The sequence below is a fragment of the Amycolatopsis sp. SB7-3 genome, from assembly GCF_041021335.1.
GTDB lineage: Bacteria > Actinomycetota > Actinomycetes > Mycobacteriales > Pseudonocardiaceae > Amycolatopsis > Amycolatopsis japonica.
Window position 1 is genome coordinate 89,026 of sequence record NZ_JBFPJQ010000006.1, and the last position, 21,140, is coordinate 110,165.

At 69.0% G+C, this 21,140-nt stretch carries 26 protein-coding genes; 23 read left to right on the forward strand and 3 right to left on the reverse strand.

All coding sequences use genetic code 11. From position 1 onward, the window contains the following. The first annotated feature begins 76 nt into the window (after nt 1-76). Entirely contained in the window at nt 77-1,573 is a 1,497-nt protein-coding gene (locus tag AB8M46_RS33095) for a CoA-acylating methylmalonate-semialdehyde dehydrogenase (protein ID WP_394362765.1), read from the forward strand. Nucleotides 1,574-1,660: 87 nt separating this feature from the next. Here AB8M46_RS33095 and AB8M46_RS33100 read toward each other — a convergent pair whose 3' ends face one another. Continuing rightward, complete coding sequence (locus tag AB8M46_RS33100) at nt 1,661-2,887, reverse strand: lipase family protein (protein ID WP_394362766.1); 1,227 nt, start codon at nt 2,885-2,887, stop codon at nt 1,661-1,663. Nucleotides 2,888-3,076: 189 nt separating this feature from the next. Here AB8M46_RS33100 and AB8M46_RS33105 point away from each other — a divergent pair, with 189 nt between their 5' ends. From AB8M46_RS33105 to AB8M46_RS33210, 22 genes are all read left to right on the forward strand, one after another. Continuing rightward, nucleotides 3,077-3,685: a DUF1707 domain-containing protein gene (locus AB8M46_RS33105; RefSeq protein WP_394362767.1), complete on the forward strand. Its 609-nt coding sequence runs from the start codon at nt 3,077-3,079 to the stop codon at nt 3,683-3,685. Between the two features lie 80 nt (nt 3,686-3,765). Next, the gene (hrcA, locus tag AB8M46_RS33110) at nt 3,766-4,791 is read left to right on the forward strand and encodes a heat-inducible transcriptional repressor HrcA (RefSeq protein ID WP_125737392.1); all 1,026 of its coding nucleotides are present in this window, start codon (nt 3,766-3,768) and stop codon (nt 4,789-4,791) included. A 42-nt stretch (nt 4,792-4,833) separates the two neighbouring features. Beyond that, nucleotides 4,834-5,997: a molecular chaperone DnaJ gene (dnaJ, locus tag AB8M46_RS33115; protein ID WP_037342822.1), complete on the forward strand. Its 1,164-nt coding sequence runs from the start codon at nt 4,834-4,836 to the stop codon at nt 5,995-5,997. Between the two features lie 3 nt (nt 5,998-6,000). Then, entirely contained in the window at nt 6,001-6,753 is a 753-nt protein-coding gene (locus AB8M46_RS33120; protein WP_037342824.1) for a 16S rRNA (uracil(1498)-N(3))-methyltransferase, read from the forward strand. Between the two features lie 823 nt (nt 6,754-7,576). Continuing rightward, entirely contained in the window at nt 7,577-7,927 is a 351-nt protein-coding gene (locus AB8M46_RS33125) for a histidine triad nucleotide-binding protein (protein WP_037342826.1), read from the forward strand. Nucleotides 7,928-8,041: 114 nt separating this feature from the next. Beyond that, nucleotides 8,042-9,127, forward strand: a complete 1,086-nt coding sequence (locus tag AB8M46_RS33130; RefSeq protein WP_037342828.1) for a PhoH family protein — start codon at nt 8,042-8,044, stop codon at nt 9,125-9,127. Continuing rightward, nucleotides 9,124-9,678, forward strand: a complete 555-nt coding sequence (gene ybeY / locus AB8M46_RS33135; RefSeq protein WP_016332461.1) for an rRNA maturation RNase YbeY — start codon at nt 9,124-9,126, stop codon at nt 9,676-9,678. The genes AB8M46_RS33130 and ybeY overlap by 4 nt, the downstream gene beginning before the upstream one ends. A 13-nt stretch (nt 9,679-9,691) precedes the next feature. After that, nucleotides 9,692-11,044: a hemolysin family protein gene (locus tag AB8M46_RS33140; protein WP_037342830.1), complete on the forward strand. Its 1,353-nt coding sequence runs from the start codon at nt 9,692-9,694 to the stop codon at nt 11,042-11,044. Next, a complete protein-coding gene (locus AB8M46_RS33145; protein WP_037342833.1) occupies nt 11,037-11,363 on the forward strand; it encodes a hypothetical protein in 327 nt (108 codons plus the stop codon). Before AB8M46_RS33140 ends, AB8M46_RS33145 begins: the two co-directional genes overlap by 8 nt. After that, complete coding sequence (gene era, locus AB8M46_RS33150; protein WP_016332464.1) at nt 11,363-12,262, forward strand: GTPase Era; 900 nt, start codon at nt 11,363-11,365, stop codon at nt 12,260-12,262. The genes AB8M46_RS33145 and era overlap by 1 nt, the downstream gene beginning before the upstream one ends. A gap of 156 nt (nt 12,263-12,418) precedes the next feature. Further along, nucleotides 12,419-12,760, forward strand: coding sequence for a CD225/dispanin family protein (locus tag AB8M46_RS33155; protein WP_016332465.1), 342 nt, complete (start codon nt 12,419-12,421; stop codon nt 12,758-12,760). 25 nt (nt 12,761-12,785) lie between these two features. Further along, nucleotides 12,786-13,136 (forward strand): CD225/dispanin family protein, encoded by a 351-nt coding sequence (locus AB8M46_RS33160; RefSeq protein WP_016332466.1) that lies wholly within the window; start codon nt 12,786-12,788, stop codon nt 13,134-13,136. Next, on the forward strand, nt 13,133-13,585 hold the full coding sequence (locus AB8M46_RS33165; RefSeq protein ID WP_037342836.1) for a DUF2752 domain-containing protein: 453 nt from the start codon (nt 13,133-13,135) through the stop codon (nt 13,583-13,585). The genes AB8M46_RS33160 and AB8M46_RS33165 overlap by 4 nt, the downstream gene beginning before the upstream one ends. 146 nt (nt 13,586-13,731) lie before the next feature. After that, a complete protein-coding gene (locus tag AB8M46_RS33170; RefSeq protein ID WP_394362768.1) occupies nt 13,732-14,808 on the forward strand; it encodes an RDD family protein in 1,077 nt (358 codons plus the stop codon). A 55-nt stretch (nt 14,809-14,863) separates the two neighbouring features. Next, a complete protein-coding gene (locus AB8M46_RS33175) occupies nt 14,864-15,325 on the forward strand; it encodes a CD225/dispanin family protein (RefSeq protein ID WP_037342840.1) in 462 nt (153 codons plus the stop codon). 38 nt (nt 15,326-15,363) lie between these two features. Next, on the forward strand, nt 15,364-15,792 hold the full coding sequence (locus AB8M46_RS33180) for a CD225/dispanin family protein (protein WP_037342843.1): 429 nt from the start codon (nt 15,364-15,366) through the stop codon (nt 15,790-15,792). A gap of 49 nt (nt 15,793-15,841) precedes the next feature. Next, complete coding sequence (recO, locus tag AB8M46_RS33185; RefSeq protein WP_037342846.1) at nt 15,842-16,603, forward strand: DNA repair protein RecO; 762 nt, start codon at nt 15,842-15,844, stop codon at nt 16,601-16,603. 39 nt (nt 16,604-16,642) lie between these two features. Next, the gene (locus AB8M46_RS33190) at nt 16,643-17,464 is read left to right on the forward strand and encodes an isoprenyl transferase (protein WP_037342848.1); all 822 of its coding nucleotides are present in this window, start codon (nt 16,643-16,645) and stop codon (nt 17,462-17,464) included. Continuing rightward, nucleotides 17,461-17,883, forward strand: a complete 423-nt coding sequence (locus AB8M46_RS33195) for a hypothetical protein (protein ID WP_005158775.1) — start codon at nt 17,461-17,463, stop codon at nt 17,881-17,883. Before AB8M46_RS33190 ends, AB8M46_RS33195 begins: the two co-directional genes overlap by 4 nt. A gap of 37 nt (nt 17,884-17,920) precedes the next feature. After that, nucleotides 17,921-18,937 carry a permease gene (locus tag AB8M46_RS33200; protein WP_016332474.1) on the forward strand — a complete coding sequence of 339 codons (1,017 nt, stop codon included), beginning with the start codon at nt 17,921-17,923 and terminating at the stop codon, nt 18,935-18,937. Continuing rightward, a complete protein-coding gene (locus AB8M46_RS33205) occupies nt 18,934-19,659 on the forward strand; it encodes a TIGR03943 family putative permease subunit (protein WP_394362769.1) in 726 nt (241 codons plus the stop codon). The genes AB8M46_RS33200 and AB8M46_RS33205 overlap by 4 nt, the downstream gene beginning before the upstream one ends. A gap of 11 nt (nt 19,660-19,670) precedes the next feature. Continuing rightward, a complete protein-coding gene (locus tag AB8M46_RS33210; RefSeq protein ID WP_394362770.1) occupies nt 19,671-20,201 on the forward strand; it encodes a hypothetical protein in 531 nt (176 codons plus the stop codon). Nucleotides 20,202-20,265: 64 nt separating this feature from the next. Here the strand turns inward: AB8M46_RS33210 and AB8M46_RS33215 are convergent, their stop codons facing one another. Then, nucleotides 20,266-20,679 (reverse strand): Fur family transcriptional regulator, encoded by a 414-nt coding sequence (locus tag AB8M46_RS33215; protein ID WP_020629376.1) that lies wholly within the window; start codon nt 20,677-20,679, stop codon nt 20,266-20,268. Between the two features lie 2 nt (nt 20,680-20,681). Then, complete coding sequence (locus tag AB8M46_RS33220; RefSeq protein WP_037343441.1) at nt 20,682-21,065, reverse strand: helix-turn-helix transcriptional regulator; 384 nt, start codon at nt 21,063-21,065, stop codon at nt 20,682-20,684. Between the last annotated feature and the right edge of the window lie 75 nt (nt 21,066-21,140).

Here is a 21,140-nt window from a genome sequence, read left to right on the forward strand (position 1 = left end):
TTGACGATGGCGTCGGTGTGGCGCGCGCACCCAGACTCGACCGGGAGCAGGTATCAGGACCAGGAAGGCGGAGCCCGTGACCGACCGCATCAACCACTGGATCGACGGCAAACCGAGCGAAGGCGTGAGCGAACGATCGGGTGACGTGTTCGATCCGGCCACCGGCCAGGTGCGGGCGAAGGTCGCCTTCGCGGCGCAGGACGACGTCGAGGCCGCCGTCGCGGCCGCGTCCCGGGCGCTGCCGGGCTGGCGCGGGACTTCGCTGGCGGGGCGGACCCGGGTGCTGTTCGCCTTCCGTGAGCTGCTTTCGGCGCGGCGTCACGAACTGGCGAAGATCGTCACGAGCGAACACGGCAAGGTCGAATCCGACGCGGCGGGCGAAGTCGCGCGTGCGATCGAGAACGTCGAGTACGCCTGCGGCGCGGCGCAGATGCTCAAGGGCGGGTTCAGCGAGAACGCCTCGACCGGTGTCGACGTGTACTCGATCTCGCAGCCGCTGGGCGTGGTCGGCGTGATCTCGCCGTTCAACTTCCCGGCGATGGTCCCGCTGTGGTTCGTGCCGAACGCGCTCGCCTGCGGCAACACCGTCGTGCTCAAGCCGAGCGAGAAGGACCCGTCCGCGGCCGTGTTCATCGCGGAACTGTTCGCCGAGGCGGGCCTGCCCGACGGCGTCCTCAATGTCTTGCACGGCGACAAGGTGGCCGTCGACGGCCTGCTGGAACATCGCGACGTCAAGGCGATCTCGTTCGTCGGGTCGACGCCGATCGCGAAGTATGTCTACGAAACCGGGACCAGGCACGGGAAACGCGTGCAGGCGCTCGGCGGCGCGAAGAACCACATGGTCGTCCTCCCGGACGCGGACCTCGACCTCGCCGCCGACGCGGCCGTCTCGGCGGGCTTCGGCTCGGCGGGGGAGCGGTGCATGGCGGTGTCGGTCGTGGTCGCGGTCGACCCGGTCGGCGACGAACTGGTCGCGAAGATCGCCGAGCGGATCAAGCGGCTGCGCGTCGGTGACGGGATGCGGCCCACTTCGGAGATGGGGCCGCTCGTCACCGCCGCCCACCACGAACGCGTCGAGTCCTATGTGGAGGCTGGGGTCGAAGCGGGCGCCCGGCTCGTCGTCGACGGCCGCGGTATCGAGGTCGACGGCGAGGACGGCGGCTTCTGGCTGGGCCCGACGCTGTTCGACCAGGTCACCCCGGACATGTCCGTGTACACCGACGAGATCTTCGGGCCGGTGCTGGCGGTCGCGCGGGCCGAGGGCTACGACGCGGCGCTGGAGCTGATCAACGCCAACCCCTACGGCAACGGCACCGCGATCTTCACCAACGACGGGCGGGCCGCGCGGCGGTTCCAGAACGAGGTCGAGGTCGGGATGGTCGGCGTGAACGTGCCGATCCCGGTGCCGGTCGGCTACTACTCGTTCGGCGGGTGGAAGGACTCGCTGTTCGGGGACAGCCACGCCTACGGGCCGGAAGGGTTCCACTTCTTCACGCGGACGAAGGTCGTCACCTCGCGGTGGCCCGATCCTTCGCAGGGCGGGGTGAACCTCGGGTTCCCGCGCAACAGCTGACGACAGCGCCTTGCTCTTGAAGTACATGAAGGCCCCCTTCCTTGCGCCAGGCGCAAGGAAGGGGGCCTTCATGTACTTCGGTGCGGATCAGAACCGGCCGCAGTTGCCCTTGCCCGCTTGGCCGTTGAACGCGCCCTTCAGCCACTCGGCGGCGTCGGCCGACGCGGTCGTCATGCCCAGCGCGTGGGAGAAGAACGGCGTGAACGTCGGCAGGTCCTTCCACTGGACGTTGGCGCCCTTGCCGCACCAGTCCTTCGCCATCTGCTTCCCGACGGCCGCCGGGATGACGTCGTCCATCGGGCTGTGTTCGACCAGCACCGGCATCGCGGGCTTGACGGTACCGATCCGGTTCTCCGCCACGATCGCGTCGAACGGCGGCTGGGACAGGTAGGCGGACACCGGCTTGCCCTCCTTCGTCAGCGAGCTGGTCTGCTTGTACATGAACTGGAAGACCGCGTTCAGCGTGCAGGTCTGCCGGGCCTTCAGGAACAGATCTGCCCCGGCCGGGTTGGCCAGGTCCATCAACCTGGCCTCCGGATAGGCCTGGTTGATACCGATCAGGGCGTAACCGAGGAATCCGGCGTACATCCCGCCGTCGAGCGACTTGGACAGCGCGGCCTTGTCCGCGGGCGCCGCGCCGGAGTAGACGCCCTTGACCTTCAGTTCGGGCGCGTAGGTGGCGGCCAGTTCGGCGGCGGCCGCGGCGGCGCTGCCGCCCTCGGAGTAGCCGGCGATACCGACCGGGCCGTCGGCGGGAAGACCCGTTCCGGGCAGGCGCTGCGCGGCGCGGAGGACGTCGAGCACGGTGTGCGCCTCGGACAGCCGGACGACGTACGGGTGGTCGCCGCTGCCTTCCACCCACGGTCCGATGTAGTCGGTCTGCGCCACGGCGAATCCGGCGCCCAGCAACGCGTTGACGAAACCGCCTTGGAAACCGGAGACCAGATCCGAAGAGCCCTCGCCCGCGAGGGTTTTCGAGGGAGCGCAGTCCGGCCCCATGCCGAAGGTGAACGGCGCATAGGCCACGATCGGCCGTTCGCCGGGACCGTTCCACGGATTGTTCGGCACCAGGACGGTACCGCTCACGGCCACCTGCTTGTCCTTGTTGTCCCGGGAAAGATATTGGATCCGGGTCGATTTCGCCCCGTTGTACGTCGAGGGCTGCGATTTGAGCACGTCACCGTTCTCGCCGGCGGGAAGCGGTGAAGAGGAAACGTATACCGAATCGGAGTCCGCGCTCGCGGCCGGCGCGCCCACCGCGACCAAAGTCACGGTCATGGCGGCGATCAGGACATGACGGAAGGAAGAAGTCATAGTGCGCTCCACGCTGAGTCGGAACTTCCGCAAGTGAGCTAGATGGAAGACCTTCCGGTACCGGTCGGTCAATGGCTGGTCGTCGAATTGTCATTCCCGTCAGGGTGGCGAAACTGATTTCACTCATGCCTTTCCGTGTGGCGGACGGGTCATTTCCGGAATTCGCCGATCGCGGTTATCGTCGCGGGCATGTCAGAACCGAAGCGGTCGGCGATGCGGGTGGCCGATTCCGATCGTGAGAACGTCGCGAGACTGCTGTACGAAGCCATGGGCGCGGGGCGGATCACCGCCGGTGAACTGGAAACGAGACTGGACTCGGTCTACGCGGCCAAGACCTTCGCGGAATTCGAACCCGTCGTCGCGGATCTGTCGCCCGGCGGGGCGCTCGCCCTGTCCCACACCGGCGACGAGGAGCAAGGCGGGCGACGCTCGTTCGCCGTCATGTCCGGCACCACGCGACGATTCGACGGGCCGCTTCCGCCGCGCCATGTCAGCCGCGCGTTCTGGGGCAGCGTGCGCCTCGATCTGCGGCGGGCCCGGATCGCCGCCGGTTCCTGCACGATCAGGGCGGTGGCGGTGATGGGCGGCGTCGAGATCGTCGTGCCCGAGGACTTCGCCCTCGACGTCCGGGGACTCGGCCTGATGGGCGGATTCGGCACCGGCCGCGGGACCGGGCGGCGGCGTCCGGAGCCGGGCGCGCCGGTGCTGCGTGTCACGGGTTTCGCCTGGTGGGGTTCGGTGAAGGTGATCCGGAGGCCGTTGGAGCGGCGGCGGCGCTCCTTCCGGGGGCGCGGCTGAGGGGCCCAAAGAAGTCCGGTGGCTCGCCGGGCACTCCGCCTTCCGTAAACTCGTTGTGAGGACGAGCGAGGGAGGTGCAGGTGGCCAACGCGGAAGAGCGCCGCTTCGAAGTGCTGCGCGCGATCGTCGCCGATTACGTGTCCAACCAGGAGCCCGTCGGATCCAAGGCGATCGTCGACCGGCACAACCTCGGTGTGTCCAGCGCCACCGTGCGTAACGACATGGCGGCGCTGGAAGAAGAGGGCTACATCACACAGCCCCACACCAGTGCGGGCCGGATCCCCACGGACAAGGGGTACCGGCTGTTCGTCGACCGGATCGCCGAGGTCAAACCGCTCAGTTCGGCGGAGCGCCGGGCCATCACCGCGTTCCTCGACAGCGGAACCGACGTGGACGACGTCCTGCGCCGTTCCGTCCGGCTGCTCGCGCAGCTGACCAGGCAGGTCGCGGTCATCCAGTACCCGATGATGACCAACTCCGCCGTCCGGCACCTGGAAGTGGTGCCGCTCACCCCGGCCCGGCTGATGCTCGTGCTGATCACCGATTCCGGCCGCGTCGACCAGCGCACCGTCGACCTCGGGGACGTCATCACCGAGGAGAACGTCGGCAGGCTGCGCACGGTGCTCAACGGGGCACTGGCCGGCCGCCGTCTCTCCGATGCCGCGGCGGCGGTCGCCGAACTGCCCGAGAAGTCGCCGGGCGAACTGCGCGACAGCCTCACCCGCGTCTGTACCGTGCTGGTGGAATCGCTGGTCGAGCACCCCGAGGAGCGGCTGGTGCTCGGTGGCACGGCGAACCTCACCCGCAACGTCGCGGACTTCCCCGGATCGCTGCGGCAGGTGCTGGAGGCGCTCGAGGAGCAGGTCATCGTCCTCAAGCTCCTCGCGGCCGCCCGCAACCCCGGTGCGATCAGCGTGCGCATCGGTGAGGAAAATGAGGACGAGCAGATGCGCAGCACCTCGGTGGTCTCCATCGGCTACGGCATGGACGACATGCTGCTGGGCGGGATGGGCGTCGTCGGGCCGACCAGGATGGACTACCCGAACACCATCGCCGCGGTGCGCGCGGTGGCGAACTACGTGGGGCAGATCCTCTCCGGTCGCTGAACGCGGCGGTGAGGTCGAAGTCAGAAGGAGAAGGCGAAGACGGTGGCGAGGGACTATTACGGCATTCTCGGGGTGGCGAAGAACGCGACGGATCAGGAGATCAAGCGCGCGTACCGCAAACTGGCCCGTGAACTGCACCCCGACGTCAACCCGTCGGAGGACGCCCAGCACCGTTTCGGCGAGGTGACCACCGCGTACGAGGTGCTGTCGGATCCGCAGAAGCGCAAGGTCGTCGACCTCGGCGGCGACCCGATGGACGGCGGCGCCCGCGGTGGCGGCGGAGACCCGTTCTCGGGCTTCGGCGGCCTCGGCGACATCATGGACGCCTTCTTCGGCGCCGCCGGTGGTGGCGGCGGCCGCGGTCGTGGCCCGCGCAGCCGCGTGCAGCCCGGCTCAGACGCGCTCATCCGCCTCGGCCTGACCCTCGAGGAGTGCGCCACCGGTGTCGACCGCGAGATCACCGTCGACACCGCCATCGTCTGCGACCTGTGCCGCGGCGCCGGCGCGGCCGAAGGCACCGGCACCAAGACCTGCGACACCTGCGGTGGCGCGGGCGAGGTCCAGTCCGTGCAGCGGTCGTTCCTCGGCCAGGTCGTCACCGCCCGCCCCTGCCCGGTCTGCCGCGGCTTCGGCGAGGTCATCCCGGACCCCTGCCGCCAGTGCGGCGGCGACGGCCGGGTCCGCGCCCGCCGCAACGTCACCGCCAAGATCCCGCCGGGCGTCGGCGACGGGATGCGCATCCGCCTCTCCGGTCAGGGCGAGGTCGGCCCCGGCGGCGGCCCCGCCGGCGACCTCTACGTCGAGATCGACGAGGCGCCGCACGAGGTGTTCGTCCGGCAGGGCAACGATCTGCACTGCAACTTCCGCATCCCGATGACCACCGCCGCCCTCGGCGCCACGGTGCCCATCGAGACCCTCGTCGACGGCGACTACGAACTCGACATCGAGCCGGGCACCCAGCCCGCCACCGAACTCGTGCTCACCGCCAAGGGCATGCCCCGGCTGCGGTCCTCCGGCCGCGTCGACGGCCGCGGCGACCTGCACGTCCACATCGACGTCGTCGTGCCGACCAAACTCGACGACGCCCAGCGCGACCTCCTCGTCGAACTCGCCCAGCAGCGCGGCGAAGACGTGCCTTCGCTGTCCTCGAACGGCTCCAAGCCCGGCGGGCTGTTCTCCAAGCTGCGCACCAAGAACCACCGGTAACCCGTGCCCGAGACGACACTGCCGGTCTTCCTCACCGCCGCGCTGCCCGGTTCCGGGCGCACCACCCTCGACGGCGAGGAAGCCCGGCACGCCGCCACCGTCCGCCGCCTGCGCGTCGGCGAACGTCTCGTGCTCTCCGACGGCGAAGGCGGCATGGCGCGCTGCGTCGTCGAAGCCGTCCAGGCGGGCAGGGACGCGGCGCTCACCCTCGCCATCGAGGAACACTGGATCGAGGACCCGCCCGCGCTGCGCGTCATCGTCGCCCAGGCCCTCGCGAAAGGCGACCGCGGCGAACTCGCCGTCGAACTCGCCACCGAAGCCGGCGCCGACGCCATCGTCCCCTGGCGCGCCGCCCGCAGCGTCGCCCGCTGGGAAGAAGGCACCCGCGGCGACAAAGCCCTCACCCGCTGGCGCACCACCGCGCGCGCCGCCGCCAAACAAGCCCGCCGCGCCCACGTCCCCGAAGTCGCCGAACCCGCCACCACCCGCGAACTCGCCGAACTCGCGCAGACCGTTTCCCGCGCACTCGTCCTCGAATCCGGCATCACCACCCGCCTCACCGAGATCGAACTCCCGGCACAAGGCGACATCCTTCTCGTCGTCGGCCCCGAGGGCGGCATCACCGACGAAGAACTGAACACCCTCACCGACGCCGGCGCCACCGCCATCCGGTTGGGCCCCACCGTTTTGCGCACCTCCACCGCCGCCGCCGTGGCACTCGGCGCGCTGGGGGTTCTCACCGACCGCTGGAAGTGAAAAAACACCCCACTAATTTGCGGCGAGTTATGGCGCGATCACGCAAACAGCCGTTACTCTCGTTAACTGACGCGCAACACACGGTTTCGGCGCGCCACTGGGGATGAAGCCCGGTCGCGCGCGTGAATCCCCGCCGGGCACCTCCCCCCTCGGTCCGGCGGAGCCGCGGCGGCGGTGGGCCGACCCCCAGGGCCCACCGCGCCGCGGCATCTTCATTTCGAGCCCTTCGCAAGTACTTCGCTCTTCGCCGCGCTCCGAAATTCGCGCCGTGGCGCGGTTCCGCGTGTTGCCCCGTGGGCCCACGGTGAGGTCGACGGCCGGGGTGGTCGTGAGCGGCGTTTCGGGCTAGGGCGAAGGGTGCCTCACGGACTTGGGATCACAGGGTGAGGCGTGAGTGAAGGCGTGACTCGCGTGATCAGGGACGTGACTCGCGTGCTTGCAGGCCGCACTCGGGGTGTTCCGCCGCGAATCACGCGAGTTCCGGCTTCGATCACGTGAGTGCGGCTGATCGGTACCCCGACCGAACGGTCGCCGGCGGCCTGTCTGCTTCAAGTATTGGGGAAGGGGGCGTTCACGCGCAGCCGTTGTGGCTGCTGGTGCGTCTGGGGTGAAAGTGGTGATCACGAGGTCCGTGAAGGCCTCCTTGCCTACCCTGAAGGTAGTGAAGGAGGCCTTCACGGACAGGGCATGCGTTCAGCCCCAGCCAGAACGACCACCCCGACCGAAATGCCTGGACGCGAAGGGGACTTTCCTCGCATGCGACGCGGCGAAAGCTCCCTTTGCCCCGTCCGCGTGGGGCTCCCGCGGGCGATAGGGTGGGGGGATGAGTGACGCGGAGACGTTGTTCGAGCGGATCATCGCGGGGGAGATCCCGTCCGACAAGGTGTACGAGGACGCGACGACGTATGCGTTCCGGGACATAGCGCCGCAGGCTCGCGTGCATGTGCTCGTGGTGCCGAAGAAGCGGTACCGGAACGTCGCCGAGCTGGCCGCCGCCGATCCGCAGCTGCTCGCGGACGTCGCGTCGACGGCTCGCAAGGTCGCGGAGATCGAGGGGATCGCGGAGTCCGGGTATCGGGTGGTCTTCAACACCGACGGTGACGCCGGACAGACCGTCTTCCACGTGCACGCGCACGTGCTCGGCGGCGAGCAGCTGGGGCATTTCGGGCGCTGAAGCGCGCGGCCTGCGGAAACCGGACTGCGTGCCGCCACCCGCAACCAGTAACATCGAACTCGTCACTGTCGTTGAAAATCGCAGCGTAAGCGCAGGAAGTAGGCCCGAGGCCACGTGGCCGGAACCGTACCGGGTGAAGCCGCCCGACCCGACGTTCCCGCGGACGTCACCCCGACGAAGGCTGATGAAGCCGCCATCACCGAAGCGGCCCAGTCCCGATTCCCCATCCCCGACGCCGCCGCGCTCAGCCTGCTCGGCTCGAGGGACGAAAACCTCCGGGTCGCCGAAGAGCTCCTCGCCGCCGACGTCCACGTCCGGGGCAACGAGGTCACCCTGACCGGCGCTCCCGCCGACGTCGCCTTCGCCGAACGCGTCTTCGCCGAACTCGTGACGCTCGCCGGCCGCGGCCAGCAGGTCGACCCGGCCACCGTCCGCCGCACCGTCGGCATGCTCTCCACCGGTGACCACGAGTCACCGGCCGAAGTGCTGAGCATGAACATCATCTCCCGGCGCGGCAAGACGATCCGGCCCAAGACGCTCAACCAGAAGCGCTACGTCGACGCCATCGACAAGCACACGATCGTCTTCGGCATCGGCCCCGCCGGTACCGGCAAGACGTACCTCGCCATGGCCAAGGCCGTCCAGGCGCTGCAGGCGAAGCAGGTCACCCGCATCGTGCTGACCCGCCCCGCGGTCGAAGCCGGTGAGCGCCTCGGCTACCTGCCGGGCACGCTCAACGAGAAGATCGACCCGTACCTGCGCCCGTTGTACGACGCGCTGCACGACATGGTCGAGCCCGAGTCGATCCCGCGGCTGATGCAGGCGGGCACCATCGAGATCGCGCCGCTGGCGTACATGCGCGGCCGCACCCTCAACGACGCCTTCATCATCCTCGACGAAGCGCAGAACACCACGCCGGAACAGATGAAGATGTTCCTCACCCGGCTCGGGTTCGGCGCCAAGATCGTCGTCACCGGCGACGTCACGCAGGTCGACCTCCCCAACGGCCAGAAGAGCGGCCTCCGGGTGGTCCGCGACATCCTCGAAGGTGTCGAGGATCTGCACTTCGCCCAGCTCACCAGCCAGGACGTGGTGCGGCACAAGCTCGTCGGCGACATCGTCGACGCGTACGAGAAGTGGCAGGCGCTGCAGGACAGCAAGGACCAGGGCAGCGGTTGGAAGGGTCAGCGCCGTTCATGAGCATCGAAATCGCCAATGAATCGGGCGTGAACGTCGACGAGACCTCGATCGTGTCGGCCGCCCGCTTCGCGCTCGACAAGATGGAGGTCAGCCCGCTCGCCGAGCTGTCCATCCTGCTCGTCACCCTCGAGGTGATGGAGGATCTGCACGAGCGGTGGATGGACCTGCCCGGTCCCACCGACGTGATGGCCTTCCCGATGGACGAGCTCGACTCGTCGCGCCGTCCCGACGCGCCCGACGCCTCGCCCGCCCTGCTCGGCGACATCGTGCTGTGCCCGGCGTTCGCGAAGGACCAGGCCAAGACGGCCGGGCACGCGCTGATGGACGAGCTGCACCTGCTCACCACCCACGGTGTGCTGCACCTGCTCGGCTACGACCACGCCGAACCCGCCGAGGAACGCGAGATGTTCGGTCTGCAGAAGCGGATCCTCGGCGAGTTCCAGGCCGCGGTGGCCGCGCACAACAAGCGCGACGCGCAGCGCTCCGCGGACGACAGGCTCCTCGGCACCGCCGGCCTCGACGCCGCGCCCGCCGAAGAGCCCCCCGCCTAGGCGGTCCGCGGACATGGGTAGTCCCACGGCCCTGCTGGTCATCGCCATCGCGCTGATCCTGCTCGCCGGGGTGTTCGCGGCCGCCGACGCCGCCGTCAGCACGGTCTCCAAGGCCCGCGCCGACGGTCTCGTCCGGCTCGGCCGCCCCGGCGCGCGTCAGCTGTCGCTGGTCATCGCCGAACGCCGCCGCCACATCAACCTGATCCTGCTGCTGCGGATGACCTGCGAGCTGACCGCCACCGTGCTGGTCACCGTCGACATCCTCGGCTGGATCCGGCCGCTGTGGCTCGCCATCGTGGTCGCCGCGGGGGTGATGGTCGTGGTGAGCTACGTGCTCATCGGTGTCGGCCCGCGCACCCTCGGCCGCCAGCACCCGTACCGGATCGGGCTCGTCGTCGCGGGACCCGTCCGCGTCCTCGGATCGATCCTCGGCCCGCTCAGCAGGCTGCTGATCGTCCTCGGTAACGCCATCACCCCGGGCCGCGGTTTCCGCGAAGGCCCGTTCACCTCCGAAGTCGAACTGCGTGAACTGGTCGACCTCGCCCAGGAACGCGGCGTCGTCGAGGAATCCGAACGCGAGATGATCCACTCGGTGTTCGAACTCGGCGACACCGTCGCGCGCGAGGTCATGGTGCCGCGCACGGAGATCGTCTGGATCGAGCACGACAAGACCGTGCGCCAGGCGCTCGCGCTGGCCCTGCGCACCGGGTTCACCCGGCTGCCGGTGATCGGCGACTCCGTCGACGACGTGGTGGGCGTGGTCAACATCAAGGACCTCATGCCCGCGTACATGGCCGAAGGCGGCTCGCAGCGGCGGGTCGAGGAGCTGATGAACCCGGCGAGTTTCGTGCCGGACTCCAAACGGCTCGACGATCTGCTCAAGGAGATGCAGGTCTCGCACAACCACATGGCGATCGCCGTCGACGAATACGGCGGGACCGCCGGCCTGCTCACCATCGAGGACATCCTCGAGGAGATCGTCGGCGAGATCACCGACGAATCCGACGCCGACGAACGCCCCGAGGTCGAAGAACTCGAAAACGGCGCGGTCCGCGTCTCGTCCCGGCTCTCGATCGACGACCTGGGTGAACTGTTCGGGATCGACCTCGAAGACCACGACGTGGAGACCGTGGGCGGGCTGCTCGCCGAGCGACTGGGTAGGGTCCCGCTGCCGGGGGCCGAAGCCGAGGTCGCCGGACTTCGGCTGTTCGCCGAAGGCGGTAAGGACCGGCGCGGGCGGATGCGGATCACCACGGTGGTCGTCCACCCCGCCGACGCGGACGCGGTGACCGACGCAGCCCAGGGCAGGCGCCGGACCCGGGTCCCGCAGCCCGATGAAAGTGACAGGAGTGTCGAACATGCCTGAGCTGGACGCCGAGGACGAGAAGCTGGTGACCCTGGCCAGGTCCGCGCGAGCCCGCACCCAGGCCGCCGAAGGCGCCGCGCTCCGCGACACCGACGGCCGCACGTACGCGGCGAGCACGGTCGACCAGCCGTCGTTCAAGCTCACCGCGCTGCAGGCCGCCGTCGCCGCCGCCGTTTCGAGCGGAGCCGAAGGAATCGAGGCCGCCGTCGTGGTCAGCGCCGAAGGGCTGCTCCAGGAGGCTTCCGTGCACGCGGTGCGCGATATCGCCGCCGAGGCCCCGATCTACCTGGCCGACCCCAGCGGCAAGGTGCTGAACTGATGGCCGAGCCGCATCGTTCCGGTTTCGCCTGCTTCGTCGGGCGCCCCAACGCGGGCAAGTCGACGCTGACCAACGCGCTCGTCGGCAGCAAGGTCGCGATCACCTCCAGCAAACCGCAGACCACCCGGCACGCCATCCGCGGCATCGTCCACCGCGACGACGCGCAGCTGGTGATCATCGACACACCGGGCCTGCACCGGCCGAGGACCCTGCTCGGCGAGCGGCTGAACGACATCGTCCACTCGACCTGGTCCGAAGTGGACGTTGTCGGACTTTGCGTGCCCGCCAACGAAAAAGTCGGCCCCGGCGACCGGTTCATCGCCGCCGAACTGAAGAAGATCGCCAAGCGCACCCCGGTGATCGGCGTCGTCACCAAGACGGATCTCGTGAAACCCGAGCAGGTCGCCGAGCAGCTGCTCGCCCTGCAGGAGGTCATGGAGTTCGCCGAGCTGATCCCGGTGTCCGCTGTGGACGGTTTCCAGGTCGGCGCGCTGTCGGACCTGTTGGTGCGCCACCTTCCCGAGGGCCCGCAGCTGTATCCGGGCGGCGAACTCACCGACGAGCCGGAACAGACCCTGGTCGCCGAGCTGATCCGCGAGGCGGCACTGGAGGGCGTCCGGGACGAACTCCCGCACTCGATCGCCGTCACCGTCGAGGAGATGCTGCCCCACGAGGGCAGGGACGACATGATCGACGTGCACGCGTTCCTTTATGTGGAACGACCGAGTCAGAAGGGCATCATCCTCGGGCACAAGGGGGAGCGGCTCAAGGACGTCGGCGCCCGCGCCCGGCAGCAGATCGAGGGGCTCCTCGGTTCGAAGGTCTACCTCGATCTGCACATCAAGGTCGCCAAAGAGTGGCAGCGCGACCCCCGTCAGTTGCGACGGCTGGGCTTCTGACTGAACGGAATGTCTCGATTCGGTCGCGGAGACCGGTTGATGGTGTGGAACCGGACGGGTGACCTTAGAGTCTCAACCCTTGACTCCGGTGATCGCTGATCGGGCGGCGCGCCCGGGTCGCAGTTCCACATCTCATTCGTGAAGGGAAAGCGGTAAATGACCGACAACCAGGGCCTGCCCAACTACTCCGGCGACCCTCAGGGCGGTGGAGGCTTCAACAACCCCGGCCCGCCGCCCAACAACAACCTGGTGTGGGCGATCCTCACCACGATCCTGTGCTGCCTGCCCTTCGGTATCGTCGCCATCGTCAAGGCGAACCAGGTGAACACCCTCTGGGCGCAGGGCCAGCCCGCCGCCGCGCAGGAAGCGGCCGACGCGGCCAAGAAGTGGTCGATCATCGCGGCGATCGTCGGTGGCGTCCTCATCGTTCTGTACGTTGTCCTCGTCGTCTTCCTCGGCGTGTTCGCGGCCTCGGTGGACGTGAACAACTACCGCTGATCCCGGCGCTCGAGGGGGAGACCTCATGACCGACCAGTACCCGAACTACCCGCCTCCTGGCGGGCCACCGCCGCAGCAGCCGTATTACGGCGGCATGCCGAACTACGGACCCCCGCCGGACAACAACCTGGTGTGGGCCATCCTCTGCACGGTGTTGTGCTGCTTGCCGCTGGGTATCGTCGCGATCGTGAAGTCGAGCCAGGTGCAGACGTTGTGGTCGCAGGGCTTCCACGCCGAAGCCCAGAAGGCCGCCGACGACGCGAAGAAGTGGTCCATGTGGGGAGCGATCGCCACCGGCGGTCTTTTCCTGCTGTACATCATCTTCATCGTGGTGATGATCATCATCGGCGCGTCGGCGGGAAGCTTCACGCCGTGACGTCGTCCGTCTACACGGGATTCCCGGCGCGCGGGTTCAAAGCCAAGGCCCGCGCGCTGGGGCCGCCCCTGGCCATCGCCGCCGGGGCGGGCCTCGGCTGTGTCGCCCTCTGGCTGGGCGATCCCACCACTCCGGGCGGGCCGCTTCCGGTCTGTCCCACCAAGACCCTGCTGGGCATCGCGTGTCCGGGCTGCGGCGGCATGCGCATGGTCTACAGCGCGCTGCACGGGGACATCCCCGCCGCGCTGCACTACAACGCGGTGTCCTTTGTGGTCGTTCTGCTGCTCATCTGGAGCACGGTCGCCTGGGCGGTCGGCAGGCTCCGCGGCCGCGCGGTGGACAGCTGGCTGCACTGGCGCTGGACGCCGCTCGCGTTCGGTGTCGTGTTCGTCGTCTGGTTCGTCATCCGTAACCTGCCCTTCGCCCCGTTCACCTCGCTTTACGTGTGAGTGCCGGGCCGAGGCCCGGATCGTCGGTGGTACCGAGTACGCTCCCGCGCACCGGTCTGCTCGGTGTGTACCCATGCCGTACATTCAGCCCGGGTCGCCGCAGAGGCCCCGCGCGCCAGGGGCGAGGAACCAGCGAGGGGATTTCGATGACCACTCCCTACGGCCAGCAGCCGCCGGGACAGCAGCCGCCGCCCGGATCCGGGGATGGGCAGCCGCAGTCGCCGCAGCCGCAGTCGCCGTTCGGGCAGCAGCCGTCGGGAGAACAGCCCTCGCCCTTCGGGCAGCAGCCGCAGTCGCCTTTCGGCCAGCAGCCGTCGTCTCCGTTCGGCCAGCAGCAGCCGCAGTCGCCCTTCGGGCAGCAGGGGCAGGCTTCGCCGTTCGGCCAGGCCTCCCAGTTCGGGCCGCGGACCGACTACGCCCACTGGGGAGTGCGTGCGGGCGCGACGCTCATCGACTTCGGCCCGATCGTCGTGCTGCCGATCATCGGCGCGATCATCTCGGCGGTGGGGCCTGACACGATCGGCCTGTTCGTCGCCGGTCTCGGTTATCTCGCCGGGTTCGCCTGGACCGTCTACAACCGGTGGATCAAGATGGGCACCACCGGTCAGTCGCTCGGCAAGAAGATCTTGAAGATCAAGCTCGTCCGCGAGAGTGACGGCCAGCCGATCGGCCCGCTGATGGCCTTCGTCCGGGACCTGTGCCACAACCTGGACGGCTGGGTCTGCGGTCTCGGTTACCTCTGGCCGCTGTGGGACGAGAAGAAGCAGACCTTCGCCGACAAGATCCTCAGCACCATCGTCGTGCCGGGCGAAGCGTCGGCGGCCGCGGCGGCGCCGTTCGGCCAGACGCCGGGATTCCCGGCGCCTCCGGCGTCTTCGCCGTTCCCCGCGCCGCCCGCGCCGTTCGGCCAGCCGCAACAACAGCCGCAGCAGCAGTCTCCGTTCGGCCAGCAGCCCCAGCCGCCGCAGCCGTTCGGGCAGCCGCCGTCCCAGCCCTTCGGGCAGCCGCCGCACGGAACCGCGGCGCCGTCACCGGAGTCCCAGCCTGAGCCGGCTCTGGGCGAGGCCGAGCCGACGCAGGTCCTCCGCCCGGGGCAGCAGCCTCAGCAGGCACCGTCAGGGTTCGACGAAGCCGAGCCGACGCAGAAGATCACCCCGGAGCAGCTGAGGCAGCAGTTGCCCGGAGCGGATGGGCCGAACGGGCCCGGAACACCGCAACAGTAAGGAAAAACCGGCGGGATCCACCCGTCGGCAAATGCGACAAAAGTGGGGAACCCCGATGACGAACCCGTACGGCCAGCAGCCCGGCCAGCAGCCCTATGGCCAGCAGCCTCAGCCCGGATACGGACCCCCGTCCGGCGCCACGCCCGCGCCGTACGGCCAGCCTTCCGGCCCGAACCCGATGCCGTACGGCCAGCCGGCGCCGTACGGTCAGCCCGCGCCGTACGGTCAGCCCGCGCCCTATGGCGCGCCGGGCGGTATGCCCGGTGGCGGTGACATCAACTCGATCCCGGACTACAAGGGCTGGGCGATCGGCTGCATCTTCCTCTGCTGGATCATCGCGATCTTCGCGATCATGAAGTCCAACGAGGTCAACACGTACAAGATGCAGGGCAACTACGCCGCCGCCATGGACGCGTCGAAGTCGACGAAGACCATGTGCATGATCGCCTCGATCATCGGCGGTGTCGGCTGCCTGTTCTCCATTCTCTGGATCGTCCTGGTCGCCGCGAGCATCTAGCCCGACCCGTAGCCGAAAGAACGACGAGGACCACTTTCATGACCAACCCCTACGGCCAGCAGCAGCCTTACGGACAGCAGCCTGGCTACGGGCCGCCGTCCGGTGGCATGCCCGCCCCCTACGGCCAGCCTGCTCCGTACGGTCAGCCTTCCCCTTACGGCGCGCCGGGCGGTATGCCCGGGGGCGACATCAACGCCATCAAGGACTACAAGGGCTGGGCGATCGGCTGCATCTTCCTCTGCTGGATCATCGCGATCTTCGCGATCATGAAGTCCAACGAGGTCAACACGTACAAGATGCAGGGCAACTACGCCGCCGCCGCGGACGCGTCGAGGTCCACGAGGACCATGTGCATGATCGCGTCGATCATCGGCGGCCTCGGCTGCGTGTTCGCCATCGTGATGATCATCATCTCGATCGTCGCGACCGCGTCGGTCTCGAGCTGCTACAGCAGCAGCTACTGCTGATTCCGGGGCGCACCACCCCGATGTCGGTCCCAGGTGGGACGATGTCGGGGTGGTGAACCTCTATCGCGACACCGGAGTGGTGTTGCGGACGCACAAGCTGGGTGAGGCCGACCGGATCGTCACCCTGCTCACGCGGCGGCACGGCAAGGTCCGTGCGGTCGCGAAGGGCGTGCGTCGGACGTCATCGCGCTTCGGGGCGCGTCTGGAGCCGTTCGGGCACGTCGACGTCCAGTTCTACACCGGCCGCTCGCTCGACGTGATCACCCAGGTCGAGACGGTCGACGCCTTCGCGCTGCCGCTGGTGGCCGACTACCAGCGCTACACCGCCGCGAGCGCCATCGCCGAGACCGCGGACCGGCTGTCCGCCGAAGAAGGCGAGCCGGTGCTCAAGCTCTACATGCTCGTCGTCGGAGCGCTCCGGGCGCTGGCGGGCGGCGAACGGGACAGTTCCCTCATCCTCGACGCCTTTTTCCTGCGGGCCATGGCCTACGCCGGCTGGGCGCCCGCGATCACCGAATGCGCCCGCTGCGGCCTGCCCGGTCCGCACAAGGCGTTCAGCGTGTCCGCCGGGGGTTCGATGTGCCCGGATTGCCGGGTTCCCGGCTGTGTCCACCCCTCCCAGGAGGTGCTGACGCTGCTCGCGGCGCTCCTGCACGGCGAGTGGCCGGTGGCCGAGGCGTCGCTGCCGGTGCCGCGGCGGGACGCGTCCGGCCTGGTCGCGGCGCATCTGCAGTGGCATCTGGAGCGTCAGTTGCGGTCGCTGCCGCTGGTGGAGAGGCGTGCGCGGGAGGCCGGCGCGCAGGCGCAGTAGGGTCGCAGGCACAGGTTCACTCGTTCAGGAGGCTCGAAGGTGCTGCGCAGGGGACGCGAGAACAAGGCGTCACAATTCGAACTTCGCGCGCCGGAGCCGCATCCGTCCGGTGCCCGGCCGCCGGAGATCCCCAAGGAACTCCTCCCGAAGCACGTGGCGCTGGTGATGGACGGCAACGGCCGCTGGGCGAACCAGCGCGGACTGCCGCGGATCGAGGGCCACAAACGCGGTGAAGCGGTGATGATCGACGTCGCCAGCGGCGCCGTGGAGCTCGGCGTCAAATGGCTTTCGGTGTACGCGTTCTCCACCGAGAACTGGAAGCGGAGTCCGGAGGAGGTCCGTTTCCTGATGGGCTTCAACCGCGACACCATCCGCCGCCAGGTCGACTACCTCGGTTCGATCGGCGTCCGCATCCGCTGGGCGGGCCGCCGCCCCAAGCTGTGGGCGAGCGTCATCAAGGAACTCCAGGTCGCCGAGGAGAAGACCAAGCACAACACGGCGCTGAACATGACGATGTGCGTCAACTACGGCGGCCGTGCCGAACTGGGCGACGCCATGCGCCGGATCGCGCAGGACGTCGCCGACGGGAAACTGAACCCGGACAAGGTCACCGAGAAGACCATCGGCAAGTACCTCTACCAGCCCGACATGCCGGACGTGGACCTGTTCCTGCGGCCGTCGGGGGAGCAGCGGACGTCGAACTTCCTGCTCTGGCAGTCGGCCTACGCCGAGATGGTCTACCAGGACACGCTCTTCCCCGACTTCGACCGCACCCACCTGTGGCGGGCGTGCCTCGAATTCGCGAAACGGGACCGCCGCTTCGGCGGAGCCGTCGACAAGGCTTCGGAAGGAACCTCATGACCACCGAGGCGGCGGACACGGCGGCCCTGCTCACCTCCGCGCGGGAAGCGCTCGAGCGCTATCTCGAAGTCCACGTCGACGACGACGGCGCGCTGACCTTCTCGCACGCGGACGTCCCGTGCGTCATCCAGGCGACCCGGCTGGCCGAAGGGCTGACCGTGCTGAGCCTGACCTGCGTCGTGGCCTGGGATCTGCCGGACGACCCGGCGATCGCGGCCTCGGCGGCGGAACGCGCCGGACAGGGCCTGTTCGGCACGCTCGGGGTCGTGCGTTCGGAGAAGGGCATCGACATCACGCTGAGGTACGCGTTCCCGGCCGAGGGCATGGACCCCTCGCCGCTCGGGACGCTGCTCATGCTGGTCGTCTCGACCGCGTCGCAGCTGCGTTCGGACCTGCTGGGCACCGCTCCCGGGGAGTGACCGCCGGAACGCACGGTCACCTGGCATCATCGCGCGCATGGAAACCATTTCCAGAAGCGCCCCGGAGAAGAAGCCGGCCCGGCGGTTCAAGATCACCTCGATCGAGGTGCTCTGCGCGATCCTGCTGATCGCGATCCTCGGGCAGAGCTGGCTCCAGCAGGTGTTCGACGTGCCCGCGCTGCGGACCGGCTCGACCGTGTTCGTCGCCGTCTGCGTGCAGGCGCTGCCGTTCCTGGTGCTCGGGGTGCTGATCAGCGGCGCGATCGCGGCGTTCGTGCCCGCGCGGGTGCTGGAGAAGGTGCTCCCTCGCCGGGCCGGTGCCGCGGTCGGTGTCGCGGGGCTGGCCGGGGTCGCCCTGCCGGGTTGTGAATGCGCGTCGGTGCCGGTCGCGCGGCGGCTGATCGGCCAGGGCGTCGCGCCCGCGGCCGCGCTGACCTTCCTGCTCGCCGCGCCCGCGGTGAACCCGGTGGTGCTGGTCGCCACGGCGGTGGCGTTCCCCGGAAACCCGGAAATGGTGTTCGCCCGGTTCGCCGGCTCGCTCGCCACCGCGATGGTGATGGGCTGGCTGTGGGCGAAGTGGGGCAAGCTCGACTGGATCGCGGAGCGGGCTCTGCGGCGGCTTCCCGAGGTTCAGCACGGTTCGCGGTGGAAGACCTTCGCCGAGACCGCGCGGGCGGATCTGGTCGAGGCGGGCGGTTTCCTCGTGCTCGGCGCGATGATCGCCGCCGCGATGAACGTGCTGGTGCCCGCCAAGTGGTTCGGGGTGCTGGGGGAGCAGATCGTGCTCGGGGTGCTGGTGATGGCCGTGCTCGCCGTCGTGCTGGCCCTGTGCAGTGAGGCCGACGCCTTCGTCGCCGCGTCGCTGACCGCGATGCCGCTGCTGCCGAAACTGGTTTTCCTGGTGGTCGGGCCCGCGATCGACGTGAAGCTGTTCGCTCTGCAGACGGGCACCTTCGGCAAGTCCTTCGCGCTCCGGTTCGCGCCGGTGACGTTCGTGGTCGCGCTCTCGTGCGCCGTCGTGTCGGGTGTGCTGATCCTCGGAGGTGGCGCTTGAAACGCGAGACCCAGAACATCCTGTTGATCCTGCTCGGCGGCGCGTTGCTGAAGATCGCGATCAACGGCGACTACCTGCGCTACGTCAAACCCGCGCAGCAACCGTGGATCATCGCGGGCGGCGCGGTGATGGTGGCGCTGGGCGCGGTCGCGATCGTCCGCGACCTGCTGGCCGCGCGGGCCGCCGCCGTCGTGTCCGGGGACGTCCACGCGCACGACCACAACACCCGGTCGGCGTGGCTGCTGATGGTGCCGGTGCTGGCCGTGTTCCTGGTCGCGCCGCCCGCGCTGGGCGCCGATTCGGTAACCCGCACCGAGGCCAGGGCGCCACAGAGCGCTTCGGCGAGCAACGCGGCCGCCTTCCCGCCCCTGCCCGCCGGGGACGTGGTCCCGCTGGAGGTCAACGAGTTCGTGAGCCGGGCGGGGTGGGATTCCAGCGGCTCGCTGAACGGGCGCACGGTGCGGCTGTCCGGCTTCGTCGTGCACAACGAGGGCAACACGATGCTGGCGCGGATGGTCATCGGCTGCTGCGCGGCCGACGCCTTCCCGATCACCGTGCGGATGGTGGGCGAGGGCGTGTCGGGTTTCGGGAACGACACCTGGCTGGAGGTCACCGGGACGGTCGTGCCGGGGACCGCGGTGCGGGAGAACAGCTACATGCCGGACCTGGCGCTCACTTCGGTGCGGCAGGTGCCGGCGCCGAAGGACCCCTACGAGTACTGAGCCCGGACGTCATGGGTTACGACCTGGAGTGGGTGGACCTACCGGAGCCGGCCGCGGCCGCCCGGGACCGTTTCGAGGCCTGCCTTGTCCGCTGTGTGCACGTCCCCCACTGCGCGAGCTCGTATTTCGAACTGGCCGCGCCGTTCCAGTTCCACCTGAACGTCATGGGGATGGCAGCGTGCCGGGAGGGGATGCGGCGCACGGCGATGACCTACGAAGCGGAATATCGTCCGTTTCCCGCCTGGCCTTTCGCCGACACCGAGGACTGGCTGTCCGCGGCGCAGGACCGTCGCGACGAGTATGACCGCGCCGAGCGCGCCGCTTCGGCGCAGACCGTCGCGGGCATGGTGGGGATCCCGGAGTTCAAGCTGATGAGCAACGGGCCGTGGATCGTCGGCGACCAGGAGATCGGACAAGCGCTCGAACGCTACGCAACGGCGCCCGCGGTGCTGCGCTCCGAACTGGAGGCCGACGAACTGTGGCGGGATTGGCTCGCCTGGCTCCGCGAGACTTCCGGCCACGGCGGGTTCATCGTGGGCTGACCCGATGCCATGAAAGGTCCTTTCCTTGCAAATTTTGCAAGGAAAGGACCTTTCATAGCGCTCGTCAGTGGTTCGAGCAGGTCCCGACGATCTCCACGGTGTGGCTGATGTCGGAGAACCCGTGCTCCGAAGCGATCTTCTCGGCCCACCGCTCCACCGCGGGGCCCTCGACCTCGACCGTGCTGCCGCAGAGGCGGCACACCAGGTGATGGTGGTGGTGCGACGAGCAACGCCGGTAGATGGCCTCGCCGGTGTCGGTGCGCAGGACGTCGATCTCGCCGGCCTCCGACAGCGACTGCAGCGTGCGGTACACCGTGGTGAGCCCGATGCCGTCGCCGCGTTTGCGCAGTTCGTCGTGCAGTTCCTGGGCGGAACGGAAGTCGTCGATCTCCTTGAGCAGCTCGACCACGGCGGCCCGCTGTTTCGTCGACCGGCGTCCCGGCACCGGCGCGGAACTGTTGGCCGTCGTCGGACTCATGCTCACTTCCCCTCCTGAACGTGGGCTACGGCGTCCACCACGATATGCGCAAGGTGATCGTCGACCAGCCGGTACACCACCTCACGGCCGCGTCGCTCACCCTGTACGACACCCGCGGTCTTCAGCACCCGCAGGTGCTGGCTGATCAGCGGCTGCGCGACATCGAGTGTGTCCACCAGTTCGTGCACGCACCTGTCCGCGTTACGCAACTGCAGGACGATGGCGATGCGCACGGGCGCGGCGAGCGCCCTGAGCAGGTCGCCGGCGTCCGCGAGGACGGCGGGCGAGGCCGACGTCGCGGGTTCGGCGGGGGGACGGGCCGACGAATGCGGTCCGGGGTCTTCCGCGAGACCCGGGGCGGCAGAGTCCGGGGTCACCGTAGCCATCGCCGCCTCCATGTCCATCATGATTTCCGAAGTCATTGCCAGTAACAGTCCAGCCCATCTTAGTGTTCCCGTCCC

What these genes read in the sequence shown, in the direction of transcription:
- AB8M46_RS33100 (WP_394362766.1), bottom strand. Translation starts at nt 2,887, where the DNA reads ATGACTTCTTCCTTCCGTCATGTCCTGATCGCCGCCATGACCGTGACT.
- AB8M46_RS33105 (WP_394362767.1), top strand. Translation starts at nt 3,077, where the DNA reads ATGTCAGAACCGAAGCGGTCGGCGATGCGGGTGGCCGATTCCGATCGT.
- AB8M46_RS33125 (WP_037342826.1), top strand. Translation starts at nt 7,577, where the DNA reads ATGAGTGACGCGGAGACGTTGTTCGAGCGGATCATCGCGGGGGAGATC.
- ybeY (WP_016332461.1), top strand. Translation starts at nt 9,124, where the DNA reads ATGAGCATCGAAATCGCCAATGAATCGGGCGTGAACGTCGACGAGACC.
- AB8M46_RS33140 (WP_037342830.1), top strand. Translation starts at nt 9,692, where the DNA reads ATGGGTAGTCCCACGGCCCTGCTGGTCATCGCCATCGCGCTGATCCTG.
- AB8M46_RS33145 (WP_037342833.1), top strand. Translation starts at nt 11,037, where the DNA reads ATGCCTGAGCTGGACGCCGAGGACGAGAAGCTGGTGACCCTGGCCAGG.
- era (WP_016332464.1), top strand. Translation starts at nt 11,363, where the DNA reads ATGGCCGAGCCGCATCGTTCCGGTTTCGCCTGCTTCGTCGGGCGCCCC.
- AB8M46_RS33155 (WP_016332465.1), top strand. Translation starts at nt 12,419, where the DNA reads ATGACCGACAACCAGGGCCTGCCCAACTACTCCGGCGACCCTCAGGGC.
- AB8M46_RS33160 (WP_016332466.1), top strand. Translation starts at nt 12,786, where the DNA reads ATGACCGACCAGTACCCGAACTACCCGCCTCCTGGCGGGCCACCGCCG.
- AB8M46_RS33170 (WP_394362768.1), top strand. Translation starts at nt 13,732, where the DNA reads ATGACCACTCCCTACGGCCAGCAGCCGCCGGGACAGCAGCCGCCGCCC.
- AB8M46_RS33175 (WP_037342840.1), top strand. Translation starts at nt 14,864, where the DNA reads ATGACGAACCCGTACGGCCAGCAGCCCGGCCAGCAGCCCTATGGCCAG.
- AB8M46_RS33180 (WP_037342843.1), top strand. Translation starts at nt 15,364, where the DNA reads ATGACCAACCCCTACGGCCAGCAGCAGCCTTACGGACAGCAGCCTGGC.
- AB8M46_RS33195 (WP_005158775.1), top strand. Translation starts at nt 17,461, where the DNA reads ATGACCACCGAGGCGGCGGACACGGCGGCCCTGCTCACCTCCGCGCGG.
- AB8M46_RS33200 (WP_016332474.1), top strand. Translation starts at nt 17,921, where the DNA reads ATGGAAACCATTTCCAGAAGCGCCCCGGAGAAGAAGCCGGCCCGGCGG.
- AB8M46_RS33210 (WP_394362770.1), top strand. Translation starts at nt 19,671, where the DNA reads ATGGGTTACGACCTGGAGTGGGTGGACCTACCGGAGCCGGCCGCGGCC.
- AB8M46_RS33215 (WP_020629376.1), bottom strand. Translation starts at nt 20,679, where the DNA reads ATGAGTCCGACGACGGCCAACAGTTCCGCGCCGGTGCCGGGACGCCGG.
- AB8M46_RS33220 (WP_037343441.1), bottom strand. Translation starts at nt 21,065, where the DNA reads ATGGCTACGGTGACCCCGGACTCTGCCGCCCCGGGTCTCGCGGAAGAC.